The 23,320-nt window shown below is 41.1% G+C and carries 21 protein-coding genes, 1 pseudogene and 1 other annotated feature; of the genes and pseudogenes, 19 read left to right on the top strand and 3 right to left on the bottom strand.

Features of this window, described 5'->3' with window-relative positions; genetic code table 11:
• The first annotated feature begins 189 nt into the window (after nucleotides 1–189).
• The 6 genes from cpu_RS04945 to ptsP all read left to right on the top strand — a co-directional run bounded on the left by cpu_RS04945 (nucleotide 190) and on the right by ptsP (nucleotide 5,868).
• Nucleotides 190–957, top strand: a complete 768-nt coding sequence (locus tag cpu_RS04945; RefSeq protein ID WP_075858937.1) for a DeoR/GlpR family DNA-binding transcription regulator — start codon at nucleotides 190–192, stop codon at nucleotides 955–957.
• 20 nt (nucleotides 958–977) lie between these two features.
• Nucleotides 978–1,916: a 1-phosphofructokinase gene (gene pfkB / locus cpu_RS04940; RefSeq protein WP_075858936.1), complete on the top strand. Its 939-nt coding sequence runs from the start codon at nucleotides 978–980 to the stop codon at nucleotides 1,914–1,916.
• Between the two features lie 29 nt (nucleotides 1,917–1,945).
• Nucleotides 1,946–3,310, top strand: a complete 1,365-nt coding sequence (locus cpu_RS04935; protein ID WP_075858935.1) for a PTS fructose transporter subunit IIC — start codon at nucleotides 1,946–1,948, stop codon at nucleotides 3,308–3,310.
• Nucleotides 3,311–3,388: 78 nt separating this feature from the next.
• Nucleotides 3,389–3,841 carry a PTS sugar transporter subunit IIA gene (locus cpu_RS04930; protein ID WP_075858934.1) on the top strand — a complete coding sequence of 151 codons (453 nt, stop codon included), beginning with the start codon at nucleotides 3,389–3,391 and terminating at the stop codon, nucleotides 3,839–3,841.
• Between the two features lie 21 nt (nucleotides 3,842–3,862).
• Nucleotides 3,863–4,132, top strand: coding sequence for an HPr family phosphocarrier protein (locus cpu_RS04925; RefSeq protein ID WP_075858933.1), 270 nt, complete (start codon nucleotides 3,863–3,865; stop codon nucleotides 4,130–4,132).
• Entirely contained in the window at nucleotides 4,132–5,868 is a 1,737-nt protein-coding gene (gene ptsP / locus cpu_RS04920) for a phosphoenolpyruvate--protein phosphotransferase (RefSeq protein ID WP_075858932.1), read from the top strand. The genes cpu_RS04925 and ptsP overlap by 1 nt, the downstream gene beginning before the upstream one ends.
• Before the next feature lie 125 nt (nucleotides 5,869–5,993).
• On the opposite strand, the gene cpu_RS04915 is transcribed toward ptsP, so the two are convergent.
• Genes cpu_RS04915 through cpu_RS04905 form a run of 3 tightly spaced genes read right to left on the bottom strand, consistent with a single transcriptional unit; the run spans nucleotide 5,994 to nucleotide 8,226 of the window.
• A complete protein-coding gene (locus cpu_RS04915; RefSeq protein ID WP_075858931.1) occupies nucleotides 5,994–6,419 on the bottom strand; it encodes a hypothetical protein in 426 nt (141 codons plus the stop codon).
• 17 nt (nucleotides 6,420–6,436) lie between these two features.
• The gene (locus tag cpu_RS04910; protein WP_077177176.1) at nucleotides 6,437–7,492 is read right to left on the bottom strand and encodes an RMD1 family protein; all 1,056 of its coding nucleotides are present in this window, start codon (nucleotides 7,490–7,492) and stop codon (nucleotides 6,437–6,439) included.
• Between the two features lie 5 nt (nucleotides 7,493–7,497).
• Complete coding sequence (locus tag cpu_RS04905; RefSeq protein ID WP_075858929.1) at nucleotides 7,498–8,226, bottom strand: metallophosphoesterase family protein; 729 nt, start codon at nucleotides 8,224–8,226, stop codon at nucleotides 7,498–7,500.
• Between the two features lie 119 nt (nucleotides 8,227–8,345).
• Nucleotides 8,346–8,565, top strand: a binding site (T-box leader).
• 258 nt (nucleotides 8,566–8,823) lie between these two features.
• On the opposite strand from cpu_RS04905, the gene ileS reads away from it, so the two are divergent.
• The 13 genes and pseudogenes from ileS to mltG all read left to right on the top strand — a co-directional run bounded on the left by ileS (nucleotide 8,824) and on the right by mltG (nucleotide 23,312).
• Nucleotides 8,824–11,598, top strand: a complete 2,775-nt coding sequence (gene ileS, locus cpu_RS04900) for an isoleucine--tRNA ligase (RefSeq protein ID WP_075858928.1) — start codon at nucleotides 8,824–8,826, stop codon at nucleotides 11,596–11,598.
• Nucleotides 11,599–11,718: 120 nt separating this feature from the next.
• Nucleotides 11,719–11,892 (top strand): YrzR-like zinc ribbon domain, encoded by a 174-nt coding sequence (locus cpu_RS13760; RefSeq protein ID WP_200800639.1) that lies wholly within the window; start codon nucleotides 11,719–11,721, stop codon nucleotides 11,890–11,892.
• Between the two features lie 22 nt (nucleotides 11,893–11,914).
• Nucleotides 11,915–12,073 carry a hypothetical protein gene (locus cpu_RS13600; RefSeq protein WP_159433970.1) on the top strand — a complete coding sequence of 53 codons (159 nt, stop codon included), beginning with the start codon at nucleotides 11,915–11,917 and terminating at the stop codon, nucleotides 12,071–12,073.
• Nucleotides 12,074–12,095: 22 nt separating this feature from the next.
• Nucleotides 12,096–13,130, top strand: coding sequence for an AI-2E family transporter (locus cpu_RS04895; protein WP_075858927.1), 1,035 nt, complete (start codon nucleotides 12,096–12,098; stop codon nucleotides 13,128–13,130).
• Nucleotides 13,131–13,240: 110 nt separating this feature from the next.
• On the top strand, nucleotides 13,241–15,865 hold the full coding sequence (gene alaS / locus cpu_RS04890) for an alanine--tRNA ligase (RefSeq protein WP_075858926.1): 2,625 nt from the start codon (nucleotides 13,241–13,243) through the stop codon (nucleotides 15,863–15,865).
• 324 nt (nucleotides 15,866–16,189) lie between these two features.
• Entirely contained in the window at nucleotides 16,190–16,447 is a 258-nt protein-coding gene (locus cpu_RS04880; protein WP_075858924.1) for an IreB family regulatory phosphoprotein, read from the top strand.
• 3 nt (nucleotides 16,448–16,450) lie between these two features.
• Entirely contained in the window at nucleotides 16,451–17,404 is a 954-nt protein-coding gene (locus cpu_RS04875) for an aldo/keto reductase (protein WP_075858923.1), read from the top strand.
• A 16-nt stretch (nucleotides 17,405–17,420) separates the two neighbouring features.
• Nucleotides 17,421–17,837 (top strand): Holliday junction resolvase RuvX, encoded by a 417-nt coding sequence (ruvX, locus tag cpu_RS04870; protein WP_075858922.1) that lies wholly within the window; start codon nucleotides 17,421–17,423, stop codon nucleotides 17,835–17,837.
• A gap of 15 nt (nucleotides 17,838–17,852) precedes the next feature.
• Nucleotides 17,853–18,134 carry a DUF1292 domain-containing protein gene (locus cpu_RS04865; RefSeq protein ID WP_075858921.1) on the top strand — a complete coding sequence of 94 codons (282 nt, stop codon included), beginning with the start codon at nucleotides 17,853–17,855 and terminating at the stop codon, nucleotides 18,132–18,134.
• 102 nt (nucleotides 18,135–18,236) lie between these two features.
• Complete coding sequence (locus tag cpu_RS04860) at nucleotides 18,237–19,631, top strand: VanW family protein (RefSeq protein ID WP_075858920.1); 1,395 nt, start codon at nucleotides 18,237–18,239, stop codon at nucleotides 19,629–19,631.
• A gap of 17 nt (nucleotides 19,632–19,648) precedes the next feature.
• Nucleotides 19,649–20,632 (top strand): annotated as a pseudogene (galE, locus tag cpu_RS04855) (UDP-glucose 4-epimerase GalE).
• A complete protein-coding gene (murJ, locus tag cpu_RS04850; protein WP_075858919.1) occupies nucleotides 20,633–22,168 on the top strand; it encodes a murein biosynthesis integral membrane protein MurJ in 1,536 nt (511 codons plus the stop codon).
• Nucleotides 22,169–22,298: 130 nt separating this feature from the next.
• The gene (mltG, locus tag cpu_RS04845; protein WP_075858918.1) at nucleotides 22,299–23,312 is read left to right on the top strand and encodes an endolytic transglycosylase MltG; all 1,014 of its coding nucleotides are present in this window, start codon (nucleotides 22,299–22,301) and stop codon (nucleotides 23,310–23,312) included.
• Nucleotides 23,313–23,320: the final 8 nt, after the last annotated feature.

Here is a 23,320-nt window from a genome sequence, read left to right as displayed (position 1 = left end):
TATTTTGCAAAGCAAAATTTTTAATTGATTATTACCAAAATAACCAAATAAGCGGAATTTTTTTGCTTCATTTTTCTGAAAATATACTTGACAGGGTTCAAATTCCGTAATATAATCAAAAACAAACAAATACAATCAAAAATAATCACAAAATAATCAAATATAAACAAAAGCTTTGGGGGGACTGTTTTGTTTGGCGAAGAACGAAAACTAAAAATACTTAAATACATCCAAAAAAATACTCGAGCTTCGGTTCAGGAATTAAGCCAGTATCTTGCGGTTTCCGAAGCTACCATTCGCCGGGACTTAAAAGAACTGGAGAAAGCAAGGCTTATAAACCGCACCCACGGCGGAGCAATGGCTCTTCATGGGGTAAATTTTGAGCTGACCTTTCGGGAAAAGGAAGATAAGTTCAAACAGGAAAAAGAGGCTATTGCCCAAAAAGCTCTGGAATTTATTGAAGAAGGAGATACCATTATTCTCGATTCCGGTACAACGGTTTTTCAGCTGGCTCAAAGGTTGAAAAATTTTGCTCGTCTTACGGTGGTAACTAATTCGCTAATAATTGCCCAGGAACTGCAGCTAACCTCGGGAATTGAAGTGCATTTAACGGGCGGGATTTTAAGGCGGGAAACCCTGGCTTTAGTGGGCCCGATTGCTGAGGAGAGTTTAGAACAGATTAGGGTTGATAAAGCTTTTATCGCCACCAACGGTATTGATTTAAAAGAAGGATTAACCACGCCAACTCTTGCGGAAGCGGCGGTGAAAAGAAAAATGATTAAAGCGGCCAAAGAGGTCTTCTTACTGGCCGACCACAGTAAAGCGGGAAAAGTTACTTTTGCTCGCTTTGCCAAAATTACTGATTTAAATCACTTTATCACCGATTCCGGTATCAGTAAGAATTTCGCTATGGAATTAGGAAAGCTTGGGGTACAAGTAACAATTGCTGAGGTATAAAAGTCTTGGAGGCTAAAAAGATGAACAAATTAGTTTTTACAGTAACCTTAAATCCTGCCGTTGACAAAACAGTAACCGTGGAAAAACTTATAGTAGGTGGAGTAAACCGGGTACAAGAATTGCGGATTGATCCGGGAGGCAAAGGTATTAATGTGGCGAGGGTATTAAATAACTTTGGTACAGAAGTAGCAGCCTTTGGCTTAATTGCCGGCCACCAGGGTAGATTTATTCAAAGTAAGCTTGAAGGGGAAGGAATCAAAACTTATTTTATAAATGTTCCCGGTGAAACCCGAACTAATTTAAAAATTGTAGATATGGCTTCAACAACTACAACCGAAATAAATGAACCGGGCTTTTGGGTCGAGGAAAAAAAGCTTTATGAGTTTACGGAATTGCTATTATCACGTTTAAAGGAGGCTTCCTTTTTAGTTTTAAGCGGAAGTTTGCCGGCGGGCGTTTCTCCGGCTATTTATAAGGACTACATTGAAAACGCCCGTAAATTTGGAATAAAGACCTTTTTAGATGCCAATGGGGATGCGTTAAGAGAAGGAATTGCCGGTAAGCCTTTTGGGGTAAAGCCCAATCTTTTAGAACTTCAGGAATTAATGGGCCAAACCCTTGACACCACTGAAAAAATTGTTGATGCGGGGAAAACCCTGCTTAAAGAAGGAATAGCGCTGGTGGTCATTTCGCTAGGAAAAGATGGGGCAATTTTCTTAAGTAACCAGGAAGGATTTAAAGTCACTCCCTTTCCCGTGACACCACTTAGTACTGTAGGTGCGGGAGACACTATGGTAGCGGCAATAGTTTTTGCCCTCTTGCAGGGAAAACCGTTAATTGAAATAGCCCGCCTGGCTACCACGGCGGGAACAGTTGCGGCGGCTAAATCGGGAACCCAGGCGTGTACTTTGGCGGAGGTACTAGAAAAGCTTTCGCTGGTGCACGTTGAGAGGTTATAGAGTATTAAAACCAAGAAGGAGGAGTAATTATGAAAAAAATCCTGGCGGTAACCGCATGCCCTACAGGGATTGCTCACACCTATCTGGCGGCTGAAGCTTTAAAAAAGGCTGCCCAGGAAAAGGGTATAGAGCTCAAGGTTGAAACCCGGGGTGCGGTCGGAGTGGAAAATGAGCTAACGGCTAAGGAGATTGCCGAAGCTCAGGCTATTATTATTGCGGCGGATACCGAGGTAAATGAGTCCCGGTTTGCCGGCAAACCGGTTATTAAGGTTTCTGTGGGGGAAGCGATTAAAAACCCGGGAGCCTTACTGGATGAAGCCTTAAACAAAAAGGCTACAGCCTCTGATTTTATTAATCAAGTGCAACAGGTTAAAGAAGAAAAAAGTAATCAACGTACAGGGGTTTATAAACACCTAATGACCGGCGTTTCCTATATGATTCCCCTGGTGGTAGCCGGAGGCTTAACAATAGCTCTTTCCTTTGTCTTTGGTATTAAAGCTTTTGAACAAAAAGGTACTCTGGCGGCCGCACTTATGGATATCGGTGGCGGCGCGGCGTTTGCCTTGATGGTGCCGATTTTAGCAGGTTTTATTGCCTATTCCATTGCCGAAAAGCCAGGTCTGGCTCCAGGATTAATTGGCGGTATGCTGGCTTCTAAAATAGGGGCAGGTTTTCTTGGGGGAATTGTAGCAGGATTTCTGGCGGGTTATATTGCTAAAGGATTAAAAGATTATGTTAAATTGCCAAAAAATTTGGAAGGTTTAAAGCCTGTACTGATCATTCCTCTTTTCTCTTCTTTGGCCGTGGGCCTTTTGCTGATTTATGTAATTGGTACTCCGGTTAAGAGTATTATGGATGCTTTAACTACCTGGCTTAAGGGTTTAAGCTCCGGAAACGCCATTTTGCTGGGACTGATTTTAGGAGCAATGATGGCTTTTGATATGGGTGGTCCGGTAAATAAGGCTGCTTACACCTTTGCCGTAGGCTTACTGGCCAGCAATATTTACGAGCCCATGGCGGCAGTGATGGCGGCAGGTATGACGCCTCCTTTGGGATTGTGGCTGGCAACGGTCCTGGCTCCCCAGAAATATACCGAGGAAGAACGGGAAGCGGGTAAAGCGGCGGCAATTTTGGGCATATCTTTTATCACCGAAGGAGCGATACCTTTTGCGGCGGCCGACCCTTTACGCATAATTCCCTCCATCATGACTGGCTCGGCTATTGCTGCTGCTCTTTCCATGGCGTTTCACGTAACCTTGCGGGCGCCTCACGGTGGAATTTTTGTGCTCCCGATACCCAACGCAGTAGGAAATTTAGGGATGTACGTAGTGGCAATTGCTGCAGGAACTATCGTTACGGCCTTAATGGTTAACCTGTTGAAGAAAAACAAATAAGTTTAAACTTTTGAGGGATAATAAGGAGTGGGCTAAGTCCCATTCCGTAATTTTTTGCTTGGTTTAGGGGGTATAACGATGGAATTACAAAATTTAATTACCAACGATACAATTTTAATTGGCTTAAATGTTTCTAATAAAGAGGAGTGCCTTTATAAGTTAGTGGAAAGCCTTTATAAGGCAGGATTTGTTTTTGATAAAAAGGAGTATTTTGATGCTGTTTTAAGCCGGGAAAAAAGCGGTACGACAGGGATTGGTTTTGGTTTTGCCATTCCTCACGGTAAATCTAAAGGTGTGCAAAAAGTGGGGCTGGCTTTTGCCCGATTGGATAAGCCGGTGGACTGGCAGTCTTTGGACGGTAAGCCGGTAGAAGCGGTATTTATGATTGCCGTTCCCGAAGAGTCGGCTGGGAATGAACATTTAAAGATTTTAAGCGAGCTTGCTCGTAAATTAATGGATGATAAATTTCGGAATGAGGTTCTAAGTGCGTCTTCGGCTAGCCAAGTGGTAGAAATCTTAGGTAAATTATAAAGAACAGAGGCTGGTGAAATTATGTTTGCTAGAGAAGTAATCTTAACTAATAAAACCGGATTCCACCTGCGGCCGGCACAGCTTTTTGTCGAAAAGGCGGCAAAATACGAGGCAAAAATTTCGGTAAAAACCGATACTGGCGCAAACGTAGATGGCAAAAGCATTTTAGGGCTTATGGCTTTAGGACTAAAGCCTGGCGCAAAAATTACTATTCAAGCCGAAGGAATTGATGAAGTTGAAGCAGTAAATGCTCTGGTAGAGTTAGTAGAAAGAAAGTTTGGTGAGGAATAATGGGAGAGAAAAGAGTAACTGGTCTTGGTATTTCCGAAGGTATAGCTTTGGGCAAGGTATTAATTTATAAATCTTTTGCAGCTCAAAAAACCCGGAAATTTATTACGGAGCTGGAGGTAAAAGCGGAAAGCGAGCGTTTAAAAGCGGCAAAAGAACGGATAATTTCGGAGTTAGAAGAGTTAATTGCTAAAACGGAAAAAACCTTGGGGACAGAAAAAGCAGGAATATTAAAAGGCCAAAAAAGTTTTTTAGATGACCCTGCCTTTTACCCGGAAATTGAAAAACTAATTTTAGAGAGAAATTATTCTGCCGAAGCCGCAGTACAAGAGGTTGTTGAAAAGTTTGCTGAAATTTTTGCCGGCATGGACAGCGATTATATGCGGGAGCGGGCTCAAGATATAAGGGATGTAGGAAGGAGACTTTTGGTTCAGTTAACCGGCGAAAAACCTTTTCAACTAACTGAAATAAATGAGGAAATAATTTTAGCGGCAGAGGATTTAACACCTTCCGAAACCGTGCAGTTAAATAAAAAATTTGTTTTAGGTATTATCGGTAAAATTGGCGGTAAAACTTCTCATACTGCTATTTTAGCGCGCTCTTTAGGAATTCCTGCAGTTTTAGGTTTAGGTGAAGGATTTTTGGAACTAAAAGATGGAGATTATATAATTTTAGATGGCAGTAATGGACTTGTTATTATAAATCCTGAAGAAAAAACTCTTGAAGAATACCGGGAAAAGGTAGCTATAGAACAAGAAAGGAATCAAAACCTTAAAGAAATAATTATACTACCCGCAATTACCCGTGACGGTAAAAGAGTAGAGGTAGCGGCAAACATTGGGACACCTGAGGAAGCGGACCTTGCTTTGAATCAAGGAGCAGAAGGCATTGGCTTGTACCGAACAGAATTTTTGTTTATGAGCAAAAAAGAAATGCCTTCGGAAGAAGAACAATTTAAAGACTACCGGCAGGTTGCCGAAGTAATGGGGGATAAGCCGGTGATAATAAGAACCCTTGATATCGGGGGTGATAAGGAATTACCGTATCTTAACCTCCCCCAGGAAAGGAATCCTTTCTTAGGTTACCGGGCTATTCGTATTGGTCTTGAGCAAAAAGAGCTTTTAAAAATTCAGCTGCGGGCAATTTTAAGGGCCAGTGCCTATGGAAACCTTAAGGTAATGCTACCGATGATTTCAAGCCTTGAAGAATTTCGCAAAGTAAAAATGATTTTCGAGGAGATTAAAGATGAACTTAAAGCTTTAGATATTAGCTTTAATCCCAAAATAGAACTTGGAATCATGATTGAAGTCCCCTCAGCGGCACTTTTAGCCCCGGCGTTTGCTCAAGAAGTGGACTTTTTCAGTATTGGGACCAATGATTTAGTGCAATATTGTTTAGCGGTGGACCGAATGAATGAAAAAGTGGCTTTTCTTTACGACCATTTTCACCCGGCGGTTTTAAGATTAATAAAAATGGTGGCGGATGCTGCCAAAGCTGCAGAAAAATGGGTTGGCATGTGTGGTGGTATGGCGGGAGACCCTTTAGCGACTCCCCTTTTAGTGGGCTTAGGTTTAAAAGAGCTCAGTATGGAGGCAGGAAAAATTGGGAAAATAAAACAAATTATAAGAAAGCTTGACGCTCGGGATTGCCAGAAGCTTGCGGAAGAAGTATTAAAATTGCCTACCACCCAGGAAGTTCGGGAAAAGCTTTTGGAATACTCTAAAGCTAATATCTTATAAAAATTAAAACATTAATTTATCTAAAGTTAGGTGGACTGGCTTTAACCAGCACATCATTATAAAAAAACTCCGCGGATGCTGCGGAATTTTTTTTAGAGATAGTTTTGGTAGCCGAAAAATCTTTCTTAACGGCGGGATTTTTTCCTTTTTTTATCGTAATTCGACCAGACAATTCCGACTGCCGTTACAGCAGCTAAGGTAATCCCTTTAACTAATGCCCGCTTTGCAAGTTCTGGCTTTAAAAGGGGCGAAATTTTTAAGGCAAAAGGTAAAATTTTAGCAACTATAAGACTGATAAAGCCATTTAACCTTAAAAAGGAAGGGGCACCGTATAAAAGAAGAACTAAAAGAGGATGAAGGTTTAAGCGATTTACCAGAAAGCTTGCCAAAATGGTTAAAAGAATAAGGCTTGGGAGAAAAGTAATTAGAGTAGTTTTGGCTAAAGCGATAATTTTAGGCGTCCCGAGAAAAAGGAAATCATTGTAGGTAACATATAAGGCTGCAATAAAGCCAGCTATTGCCCAAAAAATCTTGTCAGCATATTTTTCCATTAAACGGCCTCCTTTAATTACTTAAAATAGGGTAAAAGTGCTAAAATAAATTCCAATAATATCAATAAGACAATAGTAACTTCTAACGCTAAAAAGCGGCTGGTTACTACTTCTTCCGAAAGCATGGAATAACTTCGCTCTAAAACATTTAATTTATGGCGAATTTGCTCTGCCCAGATATTGGTTCTAAAAATCCTTAAAGCCTGGGAATAGACCCGGGCGTAAAATACATCTTCAGTAACTTTTAAAGCATTTTGCACCCGCTCGGTAATTTCAGTAATATCAGCCACGGTTTTTAAAAGTCTTTTCATTATTGTCCGGTACTTGCCAAGTTTTTTGTAGCCCCATTCTTTTTCGGCCCGGTCGATATCCTGATACATTTCGTTTATTTCTTTTGTTAATAAACTGTCATAATACCGTAGCTCTAAGAGCTGGGATACGGCAAATTCTAGGAGATCGAGAACATCCATATTGCCGTCAGCGTCATAAACAAAGGCTGCATCCCAGGTAATAATGGTCAGATCGGTGTCGGCATAGGAAAAGCGGTTATTTAAAATTTCGGCCCGGGTAGCGGAGGACAGTGGCTCGTTGTCACCCAGAAGCAGAGGGACTGGATCATAATTAGGCTTTTGAGTTGTAAAAAATATCAGAAAATCTTCTTCAAAAAGTTCCAGCGAGGGCTTAATTAAAGCGGGAGTTAAAAGGTCTTTTAGAAATTTTACTTCTTTTTTAAAGACTTTATCAAACTCCTCGGTATTATTTAAATAAATCATAAGATCTACTAACTCGTCGTAGCCATTTAAACCTTTAAGATCCAAACTTAAATTTAAACTTAAGACTCCCCAGGCAAAAATTTTTCCTGATATTTTTGCTTGGAAAGTCTTACCTTTATAAGAATAGGAGCCGGTAGAATATTCAAAAATTAATGGCGGCTCCTCAATGTGAATAGCTTTGGGGGGAATTTTCTTAAGCTTTAACCGAAAGGGCCTTTTTTCCCCCAGGACTTCTTCAGCTTTTAAGAGATTTATTTCCTCGGCTATGTCAAAAAGGCGGTATAAAAAGACTTGATCCAAAACGATCACCCTCCAGTTACCTCTCCTAAAATAATCCGGGCCAGTTCCTCGGGCAGGCCATTTTTTCTAATTTCGGAAGCGGTTATTTCATAGGGATAGGAGATAAGGCGAAAATTTACGGCAAGGGTATCTTCTTCTACCTTTGCCAAAGCATAAATTGCCCGGGGGTCTTTGGTTTTAGGTTTGCCTACTGCTCCTGGGTTTAAAAAGTGACGTCCCCGGTGGGTAAAATAAAAAGGATAATGAGTGTGACCAAAAACAAAAACATCAATCTCCGGATAATCTTCGATAAGTTTATCAAATCGGGCAGGGAAAAGGTCTGGGGTTAAATACTCGTTTAACCGCTCAGGGGAGCCGTGAAACAAGAAAAATTTTTTACCTGCCACTTCAAACTTTATGGATTGGGGAAGGCTTTTTAAAAGTTCCTGATTTCCGTAAGTTAAAGTTTTTACAGTAAAAGTCAAAGATTTAGTTCCGATTTCATGTTCTTTTTCGGTTTTATAATCACAACCGCAGGTGGGCTTCTTAAAAGCTACACCATCATCATAATTACCAAGAACACCTTCAATTTTATTGTCCTTAATAAACTCGACGGTTTCATTGGGGTAAGGACCATAACCTACTAAGTCACCGGTATGGTAGATTTTAGCTACCTTATTTTTTTGGGCATCGGCCAAGACTTCTTTTAATGCAGGAAGATTGGCATGAATATCACCGAGAAAAGCCATGAGCATAGCTGTCACCTCATCTCAAGGTTAATTTTAGTATTCAAATAAGGCCTTATGCGTTCCTTGCGTGCAATTATTGACGAAATTTCATTTTAACAATATAATAACATATAAAATTAATTACGAAAAATCCTATGAACGGGACGAGTAGCAGGCCGATAAGTCCCAAAGCGAGCCGGGGAGGGTGGGAGCCTGGCGGGCAGGGTTTGGCGAAAATCCCCCGGGAGGAGGCGGCCGAAAGGCTTTAGACCGAGTAGGTTTGCCCGGCAGCTTGCCGTTATTTTAAAGAAGCGACCGGAGTTACCGGTAATTTGGGTGGTACCGCGGTTATAAGCCGTCCCTTAACCTTTTATGGTTAGGGGATTTTTTAGTTTAAGCGTCCTGGAAAGGTTTTTGTAGGGCGCATTCCTGTGCGTAATATTTTGTCGCCATCGAGCCGACCTTACGATTTGAGAGGTGTGAGGTGCGATGTGAGATATGAGATTATTAGGTTTAGCTTTCGCTGCCTAAGAATTAAAGCCAGCAGGAGCCGGCCCTATCTTTGTTTGTAGATTTAGTTTTGATTCACAAAAATTAACCTTATAAAAGGAGAGGATAGAGCCAATGGATTACGGAAAAACCTTAAACCTTCCAGTTACCGACTTTCCCATGCGGGGAAACCTTCCCGAGCGGGAACCGGAAATTTTAGAATATTGGAATAGTATTGACCTTTACCGGAAAGTGCAGCAAAAAAATCAGGGGCGCCCGAAATTTATCCTACACGATGGCCCGCCTTATGCCAACGGCGATATTCATATGGGCCACGTCTTAAACAAAGTGCTAAAAGATATTATTGTGAAATTTAAAAGTATGGATGGCTATGATGCCCCTTATGTTCCGGGCTGGGATACCCATGGCCTTCCCATTGAACAGCGGGCTATAAAAGATTTAGGAATTAACCGAAAAGAAGTAAGTCCCCTGGAATTTCGGGCCAAATGCAAAGAGTATGCCAAAAAATATGCCGAAATTCAAAAAGAGCAGTTTAAACGTTTAGGCGTCCGGGGCGATTGGGAGAATCCCTACTTAACCTTAATGCCTCACTTTGAAGCCAAACAAATTGAAGTTTTTGGGGAAATGGCCAAAAAAGGCTATATTTATAAAGGCTTAAAGCCGGTTTATTGGTGTCCGGTGTGTGAGACGGCACTGGCGGAAGCGGAAATTGAATATGCGGATAAAAAGTCTCCTTCAATTTATGTCCGGTTTAAGGTAATCGATGGGAAAGGGAAAGTTCCTGAAGACGCGTATCTGGTCATCTGGACGACAACTCCCTGGACCCTGCCGGCCAACGTGGCGATAGCTGCTCACCCGGAGTTTGATTATGTGCTAGTAAAAACTGAAAAAGGAGAATATGTAGTTGCCGAAGGGCTTTTGCCCCAATTTTTTGAAGCAACAAAATTAAGCGGTGAAATTATTAACCGCTATAAAGGAGAAGAACTTTCCGGGGTTGTCACCCGTCATCCGTTTATAGAAAGAGAGTCTATGGTTGTGCTTGCGGACTATGTAACTTTAGAATCCGGTACCGGTCTTGTGCATACTGCTCCCGGCCATGGTACCGAAGACTTTGAAACCGGAAAAAAATATAACCTTCCGGTATTGTCTCCGGTAAACCACCAGGGGGTCTTTACCGAAGGGGCAGGAAAATATGCGGGAATGAAAATTGATGAGGGCAACAAAGTTATTACTCAGGATTTGGAAGCCTCCGGGGATTTACTGGCCATGTCGTTTATTAAACACTCGTACCCCCATTGCTGGCGGTGTAAAAACCCGGTGATTTTTAGGGCTACCGAGCAGTGGTTTGCTTCTATTGACGGTTTTAGAGAACAGGCTTTAAAGGAAATTGATAATGTCGAATGGATTCCTGCCTGGGGTAAAGATAGGATTTACAATATGATAAGGGACCGGGGAGACTGGTGTATTTCTCGCCAAAGAACCTGGGGTGTGCCTATACCGATCTTTTACTGTGAAAATTGCGGCAAAGAAATTGTTACCGATGAAAGTATTAAAGCTGTTTCCGCTCTATTCCACCGGGAAGGTAGTGATGCCTGGTGGAAATACGAGGCGGAGGAGATTTTGCCCAAGGGCTTTAAGTGTCCCACATGTGGTGGGGAAAAGTTCCGTAAAGAAACTGATATCATGGACGTCTGGTTTGATTCCGGATCCAGTCATGTGGCGGTGTTGGAGCAGCCGGAATACTGGCCGGATTTGCGCTGGCCTGCTGACCTTTATTTGGAGGGTTCGGACCAGCACCGGGGTTGGTTTAATTCTTCCCTTTCTACGGCAGTTGCTACTAAAGGAAAAGCACCGTATAAAGCGGTATTAACCCATGGATTTTTGGTGGACGAAAAAGGAAGGAAAATGTCTAAGTCTTTAGGCAACGTGGTCGATCCTTTAAAAGTTATTAAAGAACTGGGGGCAGATATTCTGCGGCTTTGGGTTGCCTCCGCTGACTACCGGTCTGACCTTGCTATCTCCAATAACATTTTAAAACAGACCGCCGAAGGCTACCGGAAGATTAGAAATACTATTCGTTTCCTCTTAGGAAACCTCTATGATTACGACCATGAAAAGCATCGGGTGCCCTATGAGCGGCTCTTGGAAATCGACCGCTGGGTACTTGCCAAATTACACCGTTTAATTGCCCGGGTGGAAAAAGCTTATAAGGATTATGAGTTCCATGTAGTATTCCATGCGGTTCATAACTTCTGCGCGGTGTATATGAGTGCTATTTATTTAGACATTATTAAAGACCGCCTATATGTGGAACTTCCCGATTGTGAAAAGCGCCGTTCGGCCCAGACAGTGCTGTACGAAATCTTAGATACCCTTTTACGGCTACTGACTCCGGTTTTGGCTTTTACCACTGAAGAAGCTTACCGGTACTTTCCGGCAAAAGATAAAAAAGAATCGGTGCAGCTTTTGGATATGCCAAAAGTAGAGGAAAAATATTTAGATGTAGCTTTAGAAGAGACCTGGGATAAAATTTTAGAAATTCGTGATAAAGTCTTAAAAGCTTTAGAAACTGCCCGTCAGGGAAAATTAATAGGACATAGTTTAGATGCCTGGATTACTTTAAAAGCAGCCGGCGATCTCTACGAATTTTTAAGGGAAAGGGCTGCTATCTGGCCGGAAATCTTTATTGTTTCGCAGGTGGATATTAAAAATGAAGAAGTTTTTGGAGAAAACAACGAGTTACCTTTAGACGTGGTAGTTAATAAAGCTTTAGGAGAAAAATGCCAGCGTTGCTGGATGTATTCTCCGGAGGTAGGAAGTGACCACGAATTTCCCGGCACCTGTCCCCGATGTGCCGGTGTTTTGCACGAACTTAGTAGAAACGGATAATTTCCTAAAAATCGCCTGACTTCTTTGTCAGGCGGTTTTTTTCTTAAATTAAAGAAGGTATGAAATTTCCGCATCCCGGTAATAATACCATTAAAATTACTGCGGTGCGGAGGGGATATAATGAATTGTCCGATATGCCAAGGCAGAGCTACCGGTAAGATCGGAACTGACCAGTATTTTTGCTGGAACTGTTGTGTGGAATACCGGATTAATAAAGAAGGGGTGCAGATTTACGAATTGGGTGAGGACGGAAGTTTGATGGCTTTTGATCCTTACAATCAGCAGCTCTATTAAAAAGTAAGGGAGGTAGCAGTATATGCGGCGGGATTTTATCGGCGGCTTGTTAGCTGGAAGTTTAATTGGGCTTACCTTAGCGGCATCGGTTACTACCCGGAAAGACGGCCGGAAAATGGTTATGCGGGAGGGTGGCAGGATCCGAAAAAAATTTATGGGCATTCTCGATGATTTAACCTAGAGGTGGAAATAGGTGACATACCATGTTTTTTAGAAAAAATCTTTTTTTTCTTTTAAAACTTCTCGGAATAATTGCTGCCCTTATCTTTTTTTACCGGATAAGGGCAGTTTTTTTCCCTTTTATTTTAGCGGGCTTTTTAGCTTATCTCCTGCACTGGCCGGTGGATCTACTGGAAAAATGGGGAATAAAGCGGGGGTTTGGAATAATACTCCTGTATCTGGTCTTAGGCTTTATAATCTTTCTTATAGCAAAATTTTTACTCCCTTCTTTTGTACGCCAAGTCAATGATTTATTGGTGGTTCTTCCCGGTTATTTAAACCAGGTCCAGGCCTTTTTAGACCGCCAGCAGGAAGGAATTGATCGGGGCACTCTTCCGCCAGAAATAAAAAAAAGCTTAATGACCCAAATTGATACCTTGGAAAAAAGTTTAGCCCAAATGTTAAAAAGTATTTTAAGCGCCTTATGGGGAGTATCTTCCCGTTTATTTGATTTTCTTTTAGCCCCCATCTTAGCCTATTATATCCTAAAAGATGTCCATAAATTAAAAAAAGGTTTTTTATCTTATCTTCCCCCTCATTTACAGGATGAGGCGCTTATTTTCCTGAGGGTTTGCGACAATGTCTTTGGCCGGTTTATAAAAGGGCATTTGTTAATTTGCCTGGCGGTAGGAATAGTAACCGGTTTAGTGCTTTACTTGCTAAAGATGCCGTATAGTTTTCTTTTGGGGCTTCTGGCGGGGGTAATGGAGTTAATTCCGTATTTTGGACCAATTCTTGCAAGCATCCCCATCCTGGCTATCGCTCTATTAAAGGGAAAAATTTTATTTTTTAAAACTTTGGTGGCAATCGTTTTAATTCAACAGCTGGAAGGAAACGTCCTTGCTCCTAAAATTTTGGGAGATAGCTTAGGACTTCATCCTTTAACGGTTATATTTTTGCTGCTTTCCGGCTTTACTTTGGGAGGAGTTGCCGGCATGATTTTAGCAGTGCCTGTAGCTGCTACTGCCCGGAATCTTTATATTCTTTTCCGGCGAAGGGGTATTACTACTAAAAATTAGTACTTTATTTTTAGAAAATAAACCATAGGGAAATTTCATCTTGTTGACAGTAAAATTTTTGGTAAAGTATAATTAGATAAAATTAAAGCCGTTTGAATGGGGGAAATTGTGTGTTAGGACACGAAATCCGGGAAAAATTCTTGAAATTTTTTGAAAGCAAAGGTCATAAAATCCTGCCCAGTGCTTCCCTTATCCCTGCTAATGACCCGAGCCTTTTATGGACAGCTGCAGGAATGGTGCCCTTTAAACCATATTTTACCGGAGCGGCAGTGCCCGAGGTAAGACGGGTTACTACCTGTCAGAAATGCCTGCGGACTCCGGATATTGAGTCGGTAGGGCGGACTGCCAGGCACCATACTTTTTTTGAAATGCTGGGAAACTTTTCCTTTGGGGATTATTTTAAAAAAGAAGCGATTACCTGGGCCTGGGAGTTTGTTACCGAACACTTAGGTATTTCTAAGGATAAATTGTACATAACCATTTACTTGGACGACGACGAAGCCTTTGACATCTGGCATAACGTGGTGGGCGTTCCCGCGGAGCGGATTACCCGCCTTGGTAAGGATACTAATTTCTGGGAGATAGGTGTTGGTCCCTGCGGGCCTTGTTCGGAAATTTACGTAGATTTAGGTCCAGATCGAGGCTGTGGGAGTCCCGACTGCAGTGTGGCCTGTGATTGTGGACGTTTCCTGGAAATCTGGAACCTGGTGTTTATCCAGTTTTTCCGGGATGAAGAAGGAAACTATACTCCTTTGGAGCATAAGGGTATTGATACCGGCATGGGTTTGGAAAGGGTGGCTTCGGTCCTTCAAGGTGTGCCTTCGAACTTTGATACTGATATTTTCCGGGAAATAATTGACTATGCCGCTCAAATCCTTGGCGTTAAATATGGGTACGATGAAAAAGTGGATGTGGCTTTAAAGGTGATTGCCGACCATACCCGGGCAATTACTTTTGCCATTACCGATGGGGCCCTTCCTTCCAATGAAGGTCGGGGGTATGTCATAAGACGGTTACTGCGCCGGGCTTTACGGTTTGGACGGCTATTAGATCGGGAAGAGCCCTTTTTACATCAGGTAGCTAATAAAGTTATAGATCAGATGGGCGATGCTTACCCCGAACTTAAAGAAAAAGCAGAACATACCTTAAAAATTATTAAACTTGAAGAGGAAAAATTCCGGGAAACCTTAAATCAGGGTCTTGCTATGCTTGCTGATTTAATGGAACGTTTAGCCCAGGAAGGAAAAACCGAAATTCCCGGACTTCTTGCCTTTAAACTTTACGATACTTACGGCTTTCCCATTGAACTTACCCGGGAGATAGCCGAAGAAAAAGGCTTTACCGTGGATGAGGAAGGTTTTAAGCAGCAAATGGAAGAACAACGCCGCCGGGCCCGGGAAGCAAGGGAGGATGTAGATTATCTTTCTACCAGGGATGCTTTCTTAAAAGAATTAAAAGAAGAGCTGGGAGAAGTAACTTTTGTTGGTTATGATAAGCTTTTAGACAGTTCTGAAATAATCGCCATTATTAAAGACGGTCGAAAAGTTGATAGACTTACTGCCGGGGAGGAAGGGGAAATCATTACCCGGATAACCCCCTTTTATCCCGAAGGCGGCGGGCAGGTGGCTGATATAGGGGAAATATCTGGCGATGGCTTTAGGCTTTCCGTCTTAGATGTAGAAAAACCTTTGAGCGACTTTATAATTCACAAGGTAAAAGTTATTGATGGTAAGGTAAAAGTAGGGGATACAGCAACCTTAGCGGTACTTGAAGAAACCAGGATGAATACCGCCCGTAACCACACTGCTACCCACCTTCTACATAAAGCTTTAAAAATGGTCTTAGGCGAACATGTAAACCAGGCAGGTTCACTGGTAACTCCAGAGCGGCTTCGTTTTGACTTTACCCATTTTGAGGGGCTTAAAGAGGAAGAAATACGGGAAATTGAAAATATTGTAAACAACGCAATTTTAAAAAATCTCCCGGTGATGATTGATTACACTACTTTAGATGAAGCCCGGAATGCGGGAGTAATTGCGTTATTTGATGAGAAATATGGAGAGCGAGTCCGGGTGGTTCGGGTAGGTGATTTTTCTGCTGAGCTTTGTGGTGGAACCCATGTTTCTTCTTCCGGTGTTATTGGTTTCTTTAAAATCTTGGGGGAAAGTAGTATTGGGGCTGGAGTTCGGCGGATTGAGGCGGTAACTGGCGTTGGAGCCCTGGAATACGTAAGGAGTTTAGAAGATACTCTTAAGACCGCAGTTGAACCTTTTAAATGTACTTTTGCCGAATTACCTGAAAAAATTTCCGGTGTTTTCAAAAACCTTAAAGATAAAGACCGGGAAATTGAAGGCCTTAGGCAACGGCTGGCTGCTTTTGAAGTAAAAACTTTACTTCATTCTGTTCGGGAAATTAATGGGGTTAAGGTACTTGCGGCCGAAATTGAAGGGGCAGACATGGATGGACTCAGAAAAGCTTACGATCTAGTGAAAGCTTCCCTGGCCAATTATGTTTTACTGCTGGCGGGAGTTAAGGATGGTAAGGTAAGTTTCCTGGCCGGGGTTGACAAAAATCTCACATCTAAATATCATGCCGGAGAACTGGTTAAAGAAGCGGCCAAAATTGCCGGAGGCGGTGGCGGTGGCCGACCTGACATGGCCCAGGCCGGTGGTAAAAATCCGGAAAAAGTAAAAGAAGCTTTACAGGTTATTGACGAGTACGTTCAGTCTAAATAAAAAAGTATAAAACCCCCCTTTTTCTGGGAAAATTCCCATAAAGGGGGGCTTTTCGTATGAAAATCCATTGTCAGTCGGAATGCTTACACGAAGTAAATGGGTTTTGCAATCAAGAAAAAGTAGAGTTAAAGCAGGAAGGATTGATGGTTATCTGCTCATCTTTTGTCCGTAGAATTCCTGATAAAGATACGACTACAGTGTTTTATTATCACTACAACGATAACCTTTGGACTTAAGGAAAATTTTTAAAGTTTAAAGGAAATGAAGAAAAAGTTGCCGAATAATTATATATAAGGGATCCGGTCGTTAAAGGGGGTGCTCGGAATGAACGACGAACTGGAAAAAACGATGCGCTTTGGTTTTGATAAAGAGAAAAACACCAAACATAAAGCCCTGCTTCTTACCATTTATGAAGCATTACAGGAAAAAGGTTACAATCCTATTAATCAACTGGTAGGTTATCTCCTATCAGGAGATCCGGCATATATCACTAGCCATAAAAATGCCCGAAATTTAATTCGCAAGATTGAGCGGGACGATCTTTTAGAAGAACTCTTAAAAGTGTATTTAGAAAGGGAGTAAGATTTGGAGAAAAGAGTCCTTGGGAATACCGGAATTGAAGTTTCACGCCTTTGTTTTGGGGCTCTCACAATTGGCCCCCTGCAGCGAAATTTATCGTTAAACGAAGGAGCGCGCATAATTCGTTTAGCTCTCGAAAAAGGGGTTAATTTTATTGATACGGCCGAGCTATACCAAACCTACCCGTATATTAAAAAGGCATTAGAGGGTTTTCCGACCGATCGGGTGGTTATTGCTACGAAATCTTATGCAGCAACCGCCCAGGAAATGGAAAAAAGCCTTAAAAGAGCTTTATCTGCCCTTGGACGAGATTATATTGATATTTTTCTTTTGCATGAACAGGAATCATATTTTACGTTAAAAGGCCATGAAGAAGCCCTTTTCTTTCTGGTAAAGGCCAAGGAAAAAGGTTATGTTCGGGCTGTAGGGATTTCCACCCACCATATAGCTGGGGTGCGGGCGGGGATGATGCATCCGGCGGTAGAAGTAATTCATCCGCTTATTAATTACCGGGGGATTGGCATTGCCGATGGTTCCACCCAGGAAATGTTAGAAGCAATAGCGGAAGCTTATCTCATGGGCAAAGGGCTCTATGGGATGAAACCTTTAGGTGGAGGCCACTTGGGCAGTGATTTTAAAAAAGCTTTTGATTTTGTCCTAGGGATAAAAGAACTTTCTGCTATTGCTGTCGGGATGAAGTCGGAAATTGAAGTAATTGCTAATATAAACTACTTTCAAAAGGGCGAAATTGATGGTAATATAGAAGAGAACCTAAAAAAACTTTCCAAAAAACTCCACATTGAGAGCTGGTGTCAGGGCTGTGGGCAGTGTATAGATGCTTGTTCCCAGAAAGCTTTGGCTCTTGGACCTACCGGTAAAATTCAAGTAAATAAGGAAAAATGCCTGTTTTGCGGTTACTGTGGAGCGCGGTGTCCTCATTTTGCCATAAAAGTAATCTAAGGCGGCGGATGCATTGATGAAAGTTCTTGGGCTTGATGTTGGGGATAAAAAAATTGGTGTTGCTTTATCCGATGAGTTAGGTTTTATGGCCCATGGCTTAACGGTTATTAACCGTAAAAACCTGAAAGAAGATTTAAGGGAGCTTAAAAAAATTATTGACCTACATAATGTCACCGAAGTTGTTATCGGTTATCCCCGTAATATGAATGGAACCACTGGCCCTCGAGCTTTGATGGTGGAGCGGTTTGCGGAAGCGTTTTACCAATTTACCGGGATTAAACCCGTTTTTTGGGATGAACGTTTATCTACCGTGGAAGCGGAAAAGCTATTAATAAGCGGAGATGTAAGCCGTCAAAAAAGAAAAAAGGTCATTGATAAAATGGCGGCAACGCTCATCCTTTCGGGTTATCTAAATTATAAAAGTAAAACTTAGAAAGAGGTGGAATTCATGGAATTGGGCGAAGTTATTACGCTCGTCGATGAGGAAGAAAATGAGTTTGAATTTGCTGTTATTGACCTTTTAGAAGTAGAAGGCAAACAGTATGCAGTCTTAGTACCGGCGGTGGATGAAGAGGAAGAGGAATTAAATGATGAAGAAGAGGCGGTAATCTTGCGCCTTGAAGTGGACGAGGAAGGCAATGAAGTATTGGTTGATTTAGATGATGAGGAGTGGGAAATGGTTGCCGATGCCTGGACCGAAAAATTGGAAGATGAAGGTTCTGATGAGTAAAAAGAAAGCTTTTAGAGCTTTCTTTTTTTATGGGTAAGAGGAAAAAACAAAAAGTGGTAGTATTATATAAGGGTATAAAATTTTTGATTTAGGTGGGGGAAAATGAAAAAGCTCTATATCATTCTAACGGTAGTTTTCGCTTTTACGTTTATGGTAGTGGGTGGCATTGTGGGGTTTGCCTACTACACCTATATAAAACCTTACGAGGGGAAAATCGCCTATGGCGTATCAGTTGAAGGTAAACCCGTAGGCGGCATGACTTTTAACGAATTTAGGAAATATCTTCAAGAACTAAATGACGAAGTTAAAAACCAAAAAGTAGTATTTACCCTTGGAAATAAATCCTGGACTTATACTAAAGGCGAACTGGGCATTTCTCTAAAAACCGACTTAATGTATAAAAGAGCCTATGAAATTGGTCGGAAAGGGTTTTTTTTCAAACAAGTTTTAGCAAGAAAACAACTTTTAAAAAATCCTGTAGATCTTAAATACCTTGTGAAGTTTGATGAAAAGCTCCTTTTGGCCAAACTTAACCAAATCAATAAAGAGATTTATGTAGAACCAAAAAATGCTGAGTTCCGTCTTTTACCCAATGATACTTTTGAAATTATTCCCCATAAAACGGGTATAACCTTGGATATGGCCCAGGCCCAAACAGAAGTGCGTAAAGGGCTGTTAGCCAAGCCTTTAGAAGTAAATCTTAAACTAAAAGAAGTATTACCGGATAAAACCACCGAAGACATAAAAAAGATGCGGCTAACCGGCCTTTTATCGAGTTTTACCACTAGCTTTGATATATCCAAAGTCAACCGGTCTTATAATATCGGAGTGGCCGCAGGAAAATTAAATGGTATCCTGGTTGCTCCAGGAGAAGTTTTTTCATTTAATAAAACCGTTGGACCGAGAAGTGCAAAAGAAGGGTATAAAAATGCTCCGGTAATTTTGCGGGATCAGTTGGTGGAAGCGTTAGGCGGCGGAGTTTGTCAGGTTTCCACTACGCTTTATAATGCGGTATTACTGGCTAATTTACCGATTGTCGAGCGTTCAAACCATTCGCTGCCGGTAGCCTATGTACCACCGGGCCGTGATGCTACTGTTACCGATACAGGAAAGGACTTAAAATTTAAAAATAATCTGCCGTGTTATCTTTATATAAAATCTTACGTTAATGGTAATCGGATTACTTTTAAAATTTTTGGCGATGCCAGTTTAAGAAAACACGTGGTAATTAAAAGCTGGGTTACAAAAACATATCCTTACAAGACCATTCTGATAAAAGACCCCACACTGCCCGAGGGCCAAAAGGTAGTCAAACAGCAAGGTATTAATGGTAAATATGCTAAGGCCCAGCGGGTGATTTACGAAAATGGCCGGGTAGTAAAAGTTGAAAGCCTGCGGGATAGCTATTATAAGCCAATGAATAAAATTATACTGGTAGGAAGTAAAAAAGTTCCAGTGAAAACTAAAGAATCTTCGGTAGATGATTTTGTATATTAAAAGGGGAGAGGATAAGGATGATCTTAGTTACCGGAGGGGCGGGATATATCGGCTCCCATATCGTTCGCCAACTTTGCCGGGAAGATGAAGAGGTTTTAGTTCTGGACAACCTTTCCAAAGGTCATCGAAAGGCTGTAGATAAAAAAGCGAAATTAATTGTGGGAGATTTTGGGGATGAAAATCTTTTAACCGAAATATTTCAAAAACACGATATTAAAGCGGTAATTCATATGGCTGCATAAAGTTTAGTGGGGGAGTCAATGTTGCAGCCGGAAAAATATTTTGAGGAAAATATCAGTAAAACTTTAACTTTACTTAAAGTAATGTTAAAAGCTAACGTTAAAAATATTGTTTTTTCCAGCACTGCAGCGGTTTATGGAGAACCTGCAACCTGGCCAATTAATGAAGAGTTTCCGCAAAATCCAACCAACGTTTACGGTTACACTAAGCTTTGTATTGAACAGTGTCTGGAGTGGTATAGAAAAATCCATGGGTTTAATTATGTTTCCTTAAGGTATTTTAACGCGGCAGGTGCGGATCCCGAGGGAGGCATCGGCGAAGACCACAATCCTGAAACCCATTTAATACCCATTGTTTTAAAAGTTATCTTGGGTGAAATTGAAGAATTAACGGTATATGGAACCGATTATCCTACTCCCGATGGAACCTGTATTCGCGATTATATTCACGTTAATGACCTGGCTTGGGCCCATATTCTGTCTTTAAAAAAACTTTATAAAGAAGAAAGTGGTATTTATAATCTTGGTAACCAAAAAGGTTTTTCCGTAAAAGAAATTATTAAAGTTGCCGAAGAAGTTACGGGATTTAAGGTAAAAGTTCGCTATGGACAACGTCGTCCCGGGGATCCCGCAGTACTGGTTGCTTCCTCGGAAAAAATTCAGCGGGAGCTTGGTTTTACCCCAAGATACGAAGATATTAAAATAATTGTAAAAACTGCCTGGGATTGGCACGAAAAAAATCCCCGGGGGTATGAGCGGTAAATGTCGAAAAAAGTAGTGTTTAAAGCAACAATCCTTATAATGGCTCTAACGTTATTAAGCAGAATATTGGGCTTCGTTCGGGAAATGGCTTTGGCAGCTATATTTGGAGCTTCAAAAATAATTGATGCTTATCTTGCAGCGCAAGTTGTACCTACTTTTTTTGCAAGCTTTATTGGGGGCGGATTAATGGTAGTAGTTATTCCGATAATTAATGAATACCTTTCCCAAAAAGAGTATAAAGAGGCAACATATGTTACTAATTCGATTCTGACTCTGGCTTTTTTAGCTTTAGGGTTAATAATGGTTATAGGCGTTTTTACTGCTCCTTACTTAATGAACTTTGTTGGTTATGGGTTTCATGGAAGCACTTTGACTACAGCCCGGATGCTTGCTACCTGGCTCTTTCCTTTAGCTGCTTTAATGAGTTTAGCCCAGATTTTTACCGGGGTTTTAAATGCCTATCAGCATTTTTTTACCCCGGCATTAGGCCCGGTGCTAAATAATGTTCTTTTAATTGCCGTCCTTTTCCTTTTTGGAAAAACTCAGGGAATTCTTGCTCTGGTAGGAGGGACCTTGGCGGGTTGGATTATTTACCTTTTAATAATGCTGCCAGCTTTGAAAAAAATAGGTTTTAGTTATAAGCCGGTTTTTGATATCCATCACCCGGCAGTAGTTAAAGCCTGGAAGATGTTTTTGCCGGTAATTATTGGGACTACCTTTTCCCAAATAAATTTATTAGTAGACCGAATGTTAGCATCTGGTCTTACAGAAGGTAGTATTTCGGCTTTAAATTATGCTTCAAAACTTTACCAGCTACCCCTAGGGGTAATTTCTTTAGCAGTATCAAGTGCAATTTTTCCAAGCCTATCGGTTTTTGCCGCCCAAGGGGAAAAAACGAGACTAATTGAACTAACCCGCTTTGGTTTAAAAATAAGCAGTGTGATTTCTCTGCCAGCCCAGGTCGGAATGATGGTTTTAGCTACGCCCATTGTGGCCGTACTTTTTGAACGGGGAGCTTTTGATGCCCGGGCTACGGCCTTAACTTCTGGTGCCCTCTTTTTTTATAGCCTGGCCATCGTATTTTACGTATTTAATGCGGTTTTAACGCGCTTTTTTTATTCACTAAACGATACGATTACGCCCTTAAAAGTTGGAGCTTTAGCTGTTTTGGGAAATATCGGGCTTAACCTTATTTTTGTTCGCTTTATGGCACATCGTGGCTTGGCTTTGGGAACAAGTTTTGCCGTAATTTTAAGTAATTTACTTTACTTTTACTTTGCCCAGAAGAAAATCGGGAATCTTTTCGACCGGGAAATGAAAAGTTTTTTTGTTAAATCTTTAGTTGCCTCTTTTATAATGGGGATTTTTGTCTATAAAATTTACGCCTGGTTACTATTTAAAGGACAGGCCTTCGCCCTATTTGTTGCTATTTTGCTTGGGGTAGCTTTATATTTTGTTTTACTTGTGGTTTTTAAGGTGGAAGAGGTAAAATATATTAAAACGCTTGTTTTGAAGTTTAAGGCAAAGCTTTCTTAAGATTAAATTCTTTTTTTAAAATAGAATAAGTTTCAGGAAAAATTCTCAAAAAATAAATTTGCAAATAGCAGGAAAATTCGGTTAAAGTTACACTTGGCTTCTTAAATCGTTGGGAAAAGAGTGGTAGCGGATGAAAAAAATTCTTTATAGTATAATAGCTTTAATAATTGTAGTTTTAGCTGGATTTTTTGGCTTTTGGTACTGGTGGCAAAAAAATATAAGCCCTGTAAACTTGGCTGACCATAAACTTATAATTGTTAATATCAAAAAAGGGATGCCACCGGAAACAATTGCCCGAACTTTAAAGGAAAAGGATTTAATAAAAAATGAAACTGCTTTTCTTTTATACCTTCGCTATCGGGGGTTGGCTCCTAAATTACAGGCTGGAACTTATGCTTTAACTAAAAGCATGAGCACACCAGAAATTGTAAAAACAGTAGTTGAAGGTAAAAGTCTAACCTTTAAAATTACTATTCCCGAAGGGTATAATGTAGTAAAAATAGCTAAACTCCTGGCTAGCTTCGGTTATAATGAGCAAAAAGTTTTAGCTTTAGCCCAAAACCCTCCTTATAATTACCCGTATTTAAAGGAAGTACCGGAAAAGGTCCAGTACAAACTGGAAGGTTATCTTTTTCCGGCAACCTATGAAATTTCTTATAATGATGATGAAGAAGAAATCCTTGGCAAGATGCTAAAAAAATTTAACTCAATTGTCCAAACTGAAAACCTTATAGTAGAAGCACAAAAACGAGGATTTACTTTGCATCAGTTGATAACATTAGCGTCCCTCGTGGAATTAGAAGCAAAGATGGCAGCGGAAAGGCCTTTGATTTCCGGGGTAATTTATAACCGTTTGCAGAAAGGAATGCTTTTAGAACTTTGTCCCACGGTTGAATATGCTCTGGGGCGGCATAAACTCAGGCTTTCTGCGAAAGATTTAAAAATAGATTCACCCTATAATACTTATAAATACCGGGGATTACCCCCTGGGCCAATTGCCAGTCCTGGACTTTCTTCGATTAAAGCAGCTTTAAATCCAGCAAAACATGACTACCTTTTTTATGTGGCCCGACCGGATGGTTATCATGCCTTTGCCAAAACCTATCAGGAACATTTGCAAAATGTGAAAAAATATCTGCCTTAAGGAGGCGT

Source organism: Carboxydothermus pertinax, from assembly GCF_001950255.1.
GTDB lineage: Bacteria > Bacillota > Z-2901 > Carboxydothermales > Carboxydothermaceae > Carboxydothermus > Carboxydothermus pertinax.
Note: the sequence above shows the minus strand (reverse complement) of the source record. Positions and strands in the feature narration are given on the sequence as shown.

Bases quoted from the DNA above. Each gene is read 5' to 3' on its own strand.
- pfkB (WP_075858936.1), top strand. From the start codon at position 978: ATGAACAAATTAGTTTTTACAGTAACCTTAAATCCTGCCGTTGACAAA.
- cpu_RS04935 (WP_075858935.1), top strand. From the start codon at position 1,946: ATGAAAAAAATCCTGGCGGTAACCGCATGCCCTACAGGGATTGCTCAC.
- cpu_RS04930 (WP_075858934.1), top strand. From the start codon at position 3,389: ATGGAATTACAAAATTTAATTACCAACGATACAATTTTAATTGGCTTA.
- cpu_RS04925 (WP_075858933.1), top strand. From the start codon at position 3,863: ATGTTTGCTAGAGAAGTAATCTTAACTAATAAAACCGGATTCCACCTG.
- ptsP (WP_075858932.1), top strand. From the start codon at position 4,132: ATGGGAGAGAAAAGAGTAACTGGTCTTGGTATTTCCGAAGGTATAGCT.
- cpu_RS04915 (WP_075858931.1), bottom strand. From the start codon at position 6,419: ATGGAAAAATATGCTGACAAGATTTTTTGGGCAATAGCTGGCTTTATT.
- cpu_RS04905 (WP_075858929.1), bottom strand. From the start codon at position 8,226: ATGCTCATGGCTTTTCTCGGTGATATTCATGCCAATCTTCCTGCATTA.
- ileS (WP_075858928.1), top strand. From the start codon at position 8,824: ATGGATTACGGAAAAACCTTAAACCTTCCAGTTACCGACTTTCCCATG.
- cpu_RS13760 (WP_200800639.1), top strand. From the start codon at position 11,719: ATGAATTGTCCGATATGCCAAGGCAGAGCTACCGGTAAGATCGGAACT.
- cpu_RS13600 (WP_159433970.1), top strand. From the start codon at position 11,915: ATGCGGCGGGATTTTATCGGCGGCTTGTTAGCTGGAAGTTTAATTGGG.
- cpu_RS04895 (WP_075858927.1), top strand. From the start codon at position 12,096: ATGTTTTTTAGAAAAAATCTTTTTTTTCTTTTAAAACTTCTCGGAATA.
- cpu_RS04880 (WP_075858924.1), top strand. From the start codon at position 16,190: ATGAACGACGAACTGGAAAAAACGATGCGCTTTGGTTTTGATAAAGAG.
- ruvX (WP_075858922.1), top strand. From the start codon at position 17,421: ATGAAAGTTCTTGGGCTTGATGTTGGGGATAAAAAAATTGGTGTTGCT.
- cpu_RS04865 (WP_075858921.1), top strand. From the start codon at position 17,853: ATGGAATTGGGCGAAGTTATTACGCTCGTCGATGAGGAAGAAAATGAG.
- cpu_RS04860 (WP_075858920.1), top strand. From the start codon at position 18,237: ATGAAAAAGCTCTATATCATTCTAACGGTAGTTTTCGCTTTTACGTTT.
- murJ (WP_075858919.1), top strand. From the start codon at position 20,633: ATGTCGAAAAAAGTAGTGTTTAAAGCAACAATCCTTATAATGGCTCTA.
- mltG (WP_075858918.1), top strand. From the start codon at position 22,299: ATGAAAAAAATTCTTTATAGTATAATAGCTTTAATAATTGTAGTTTTA.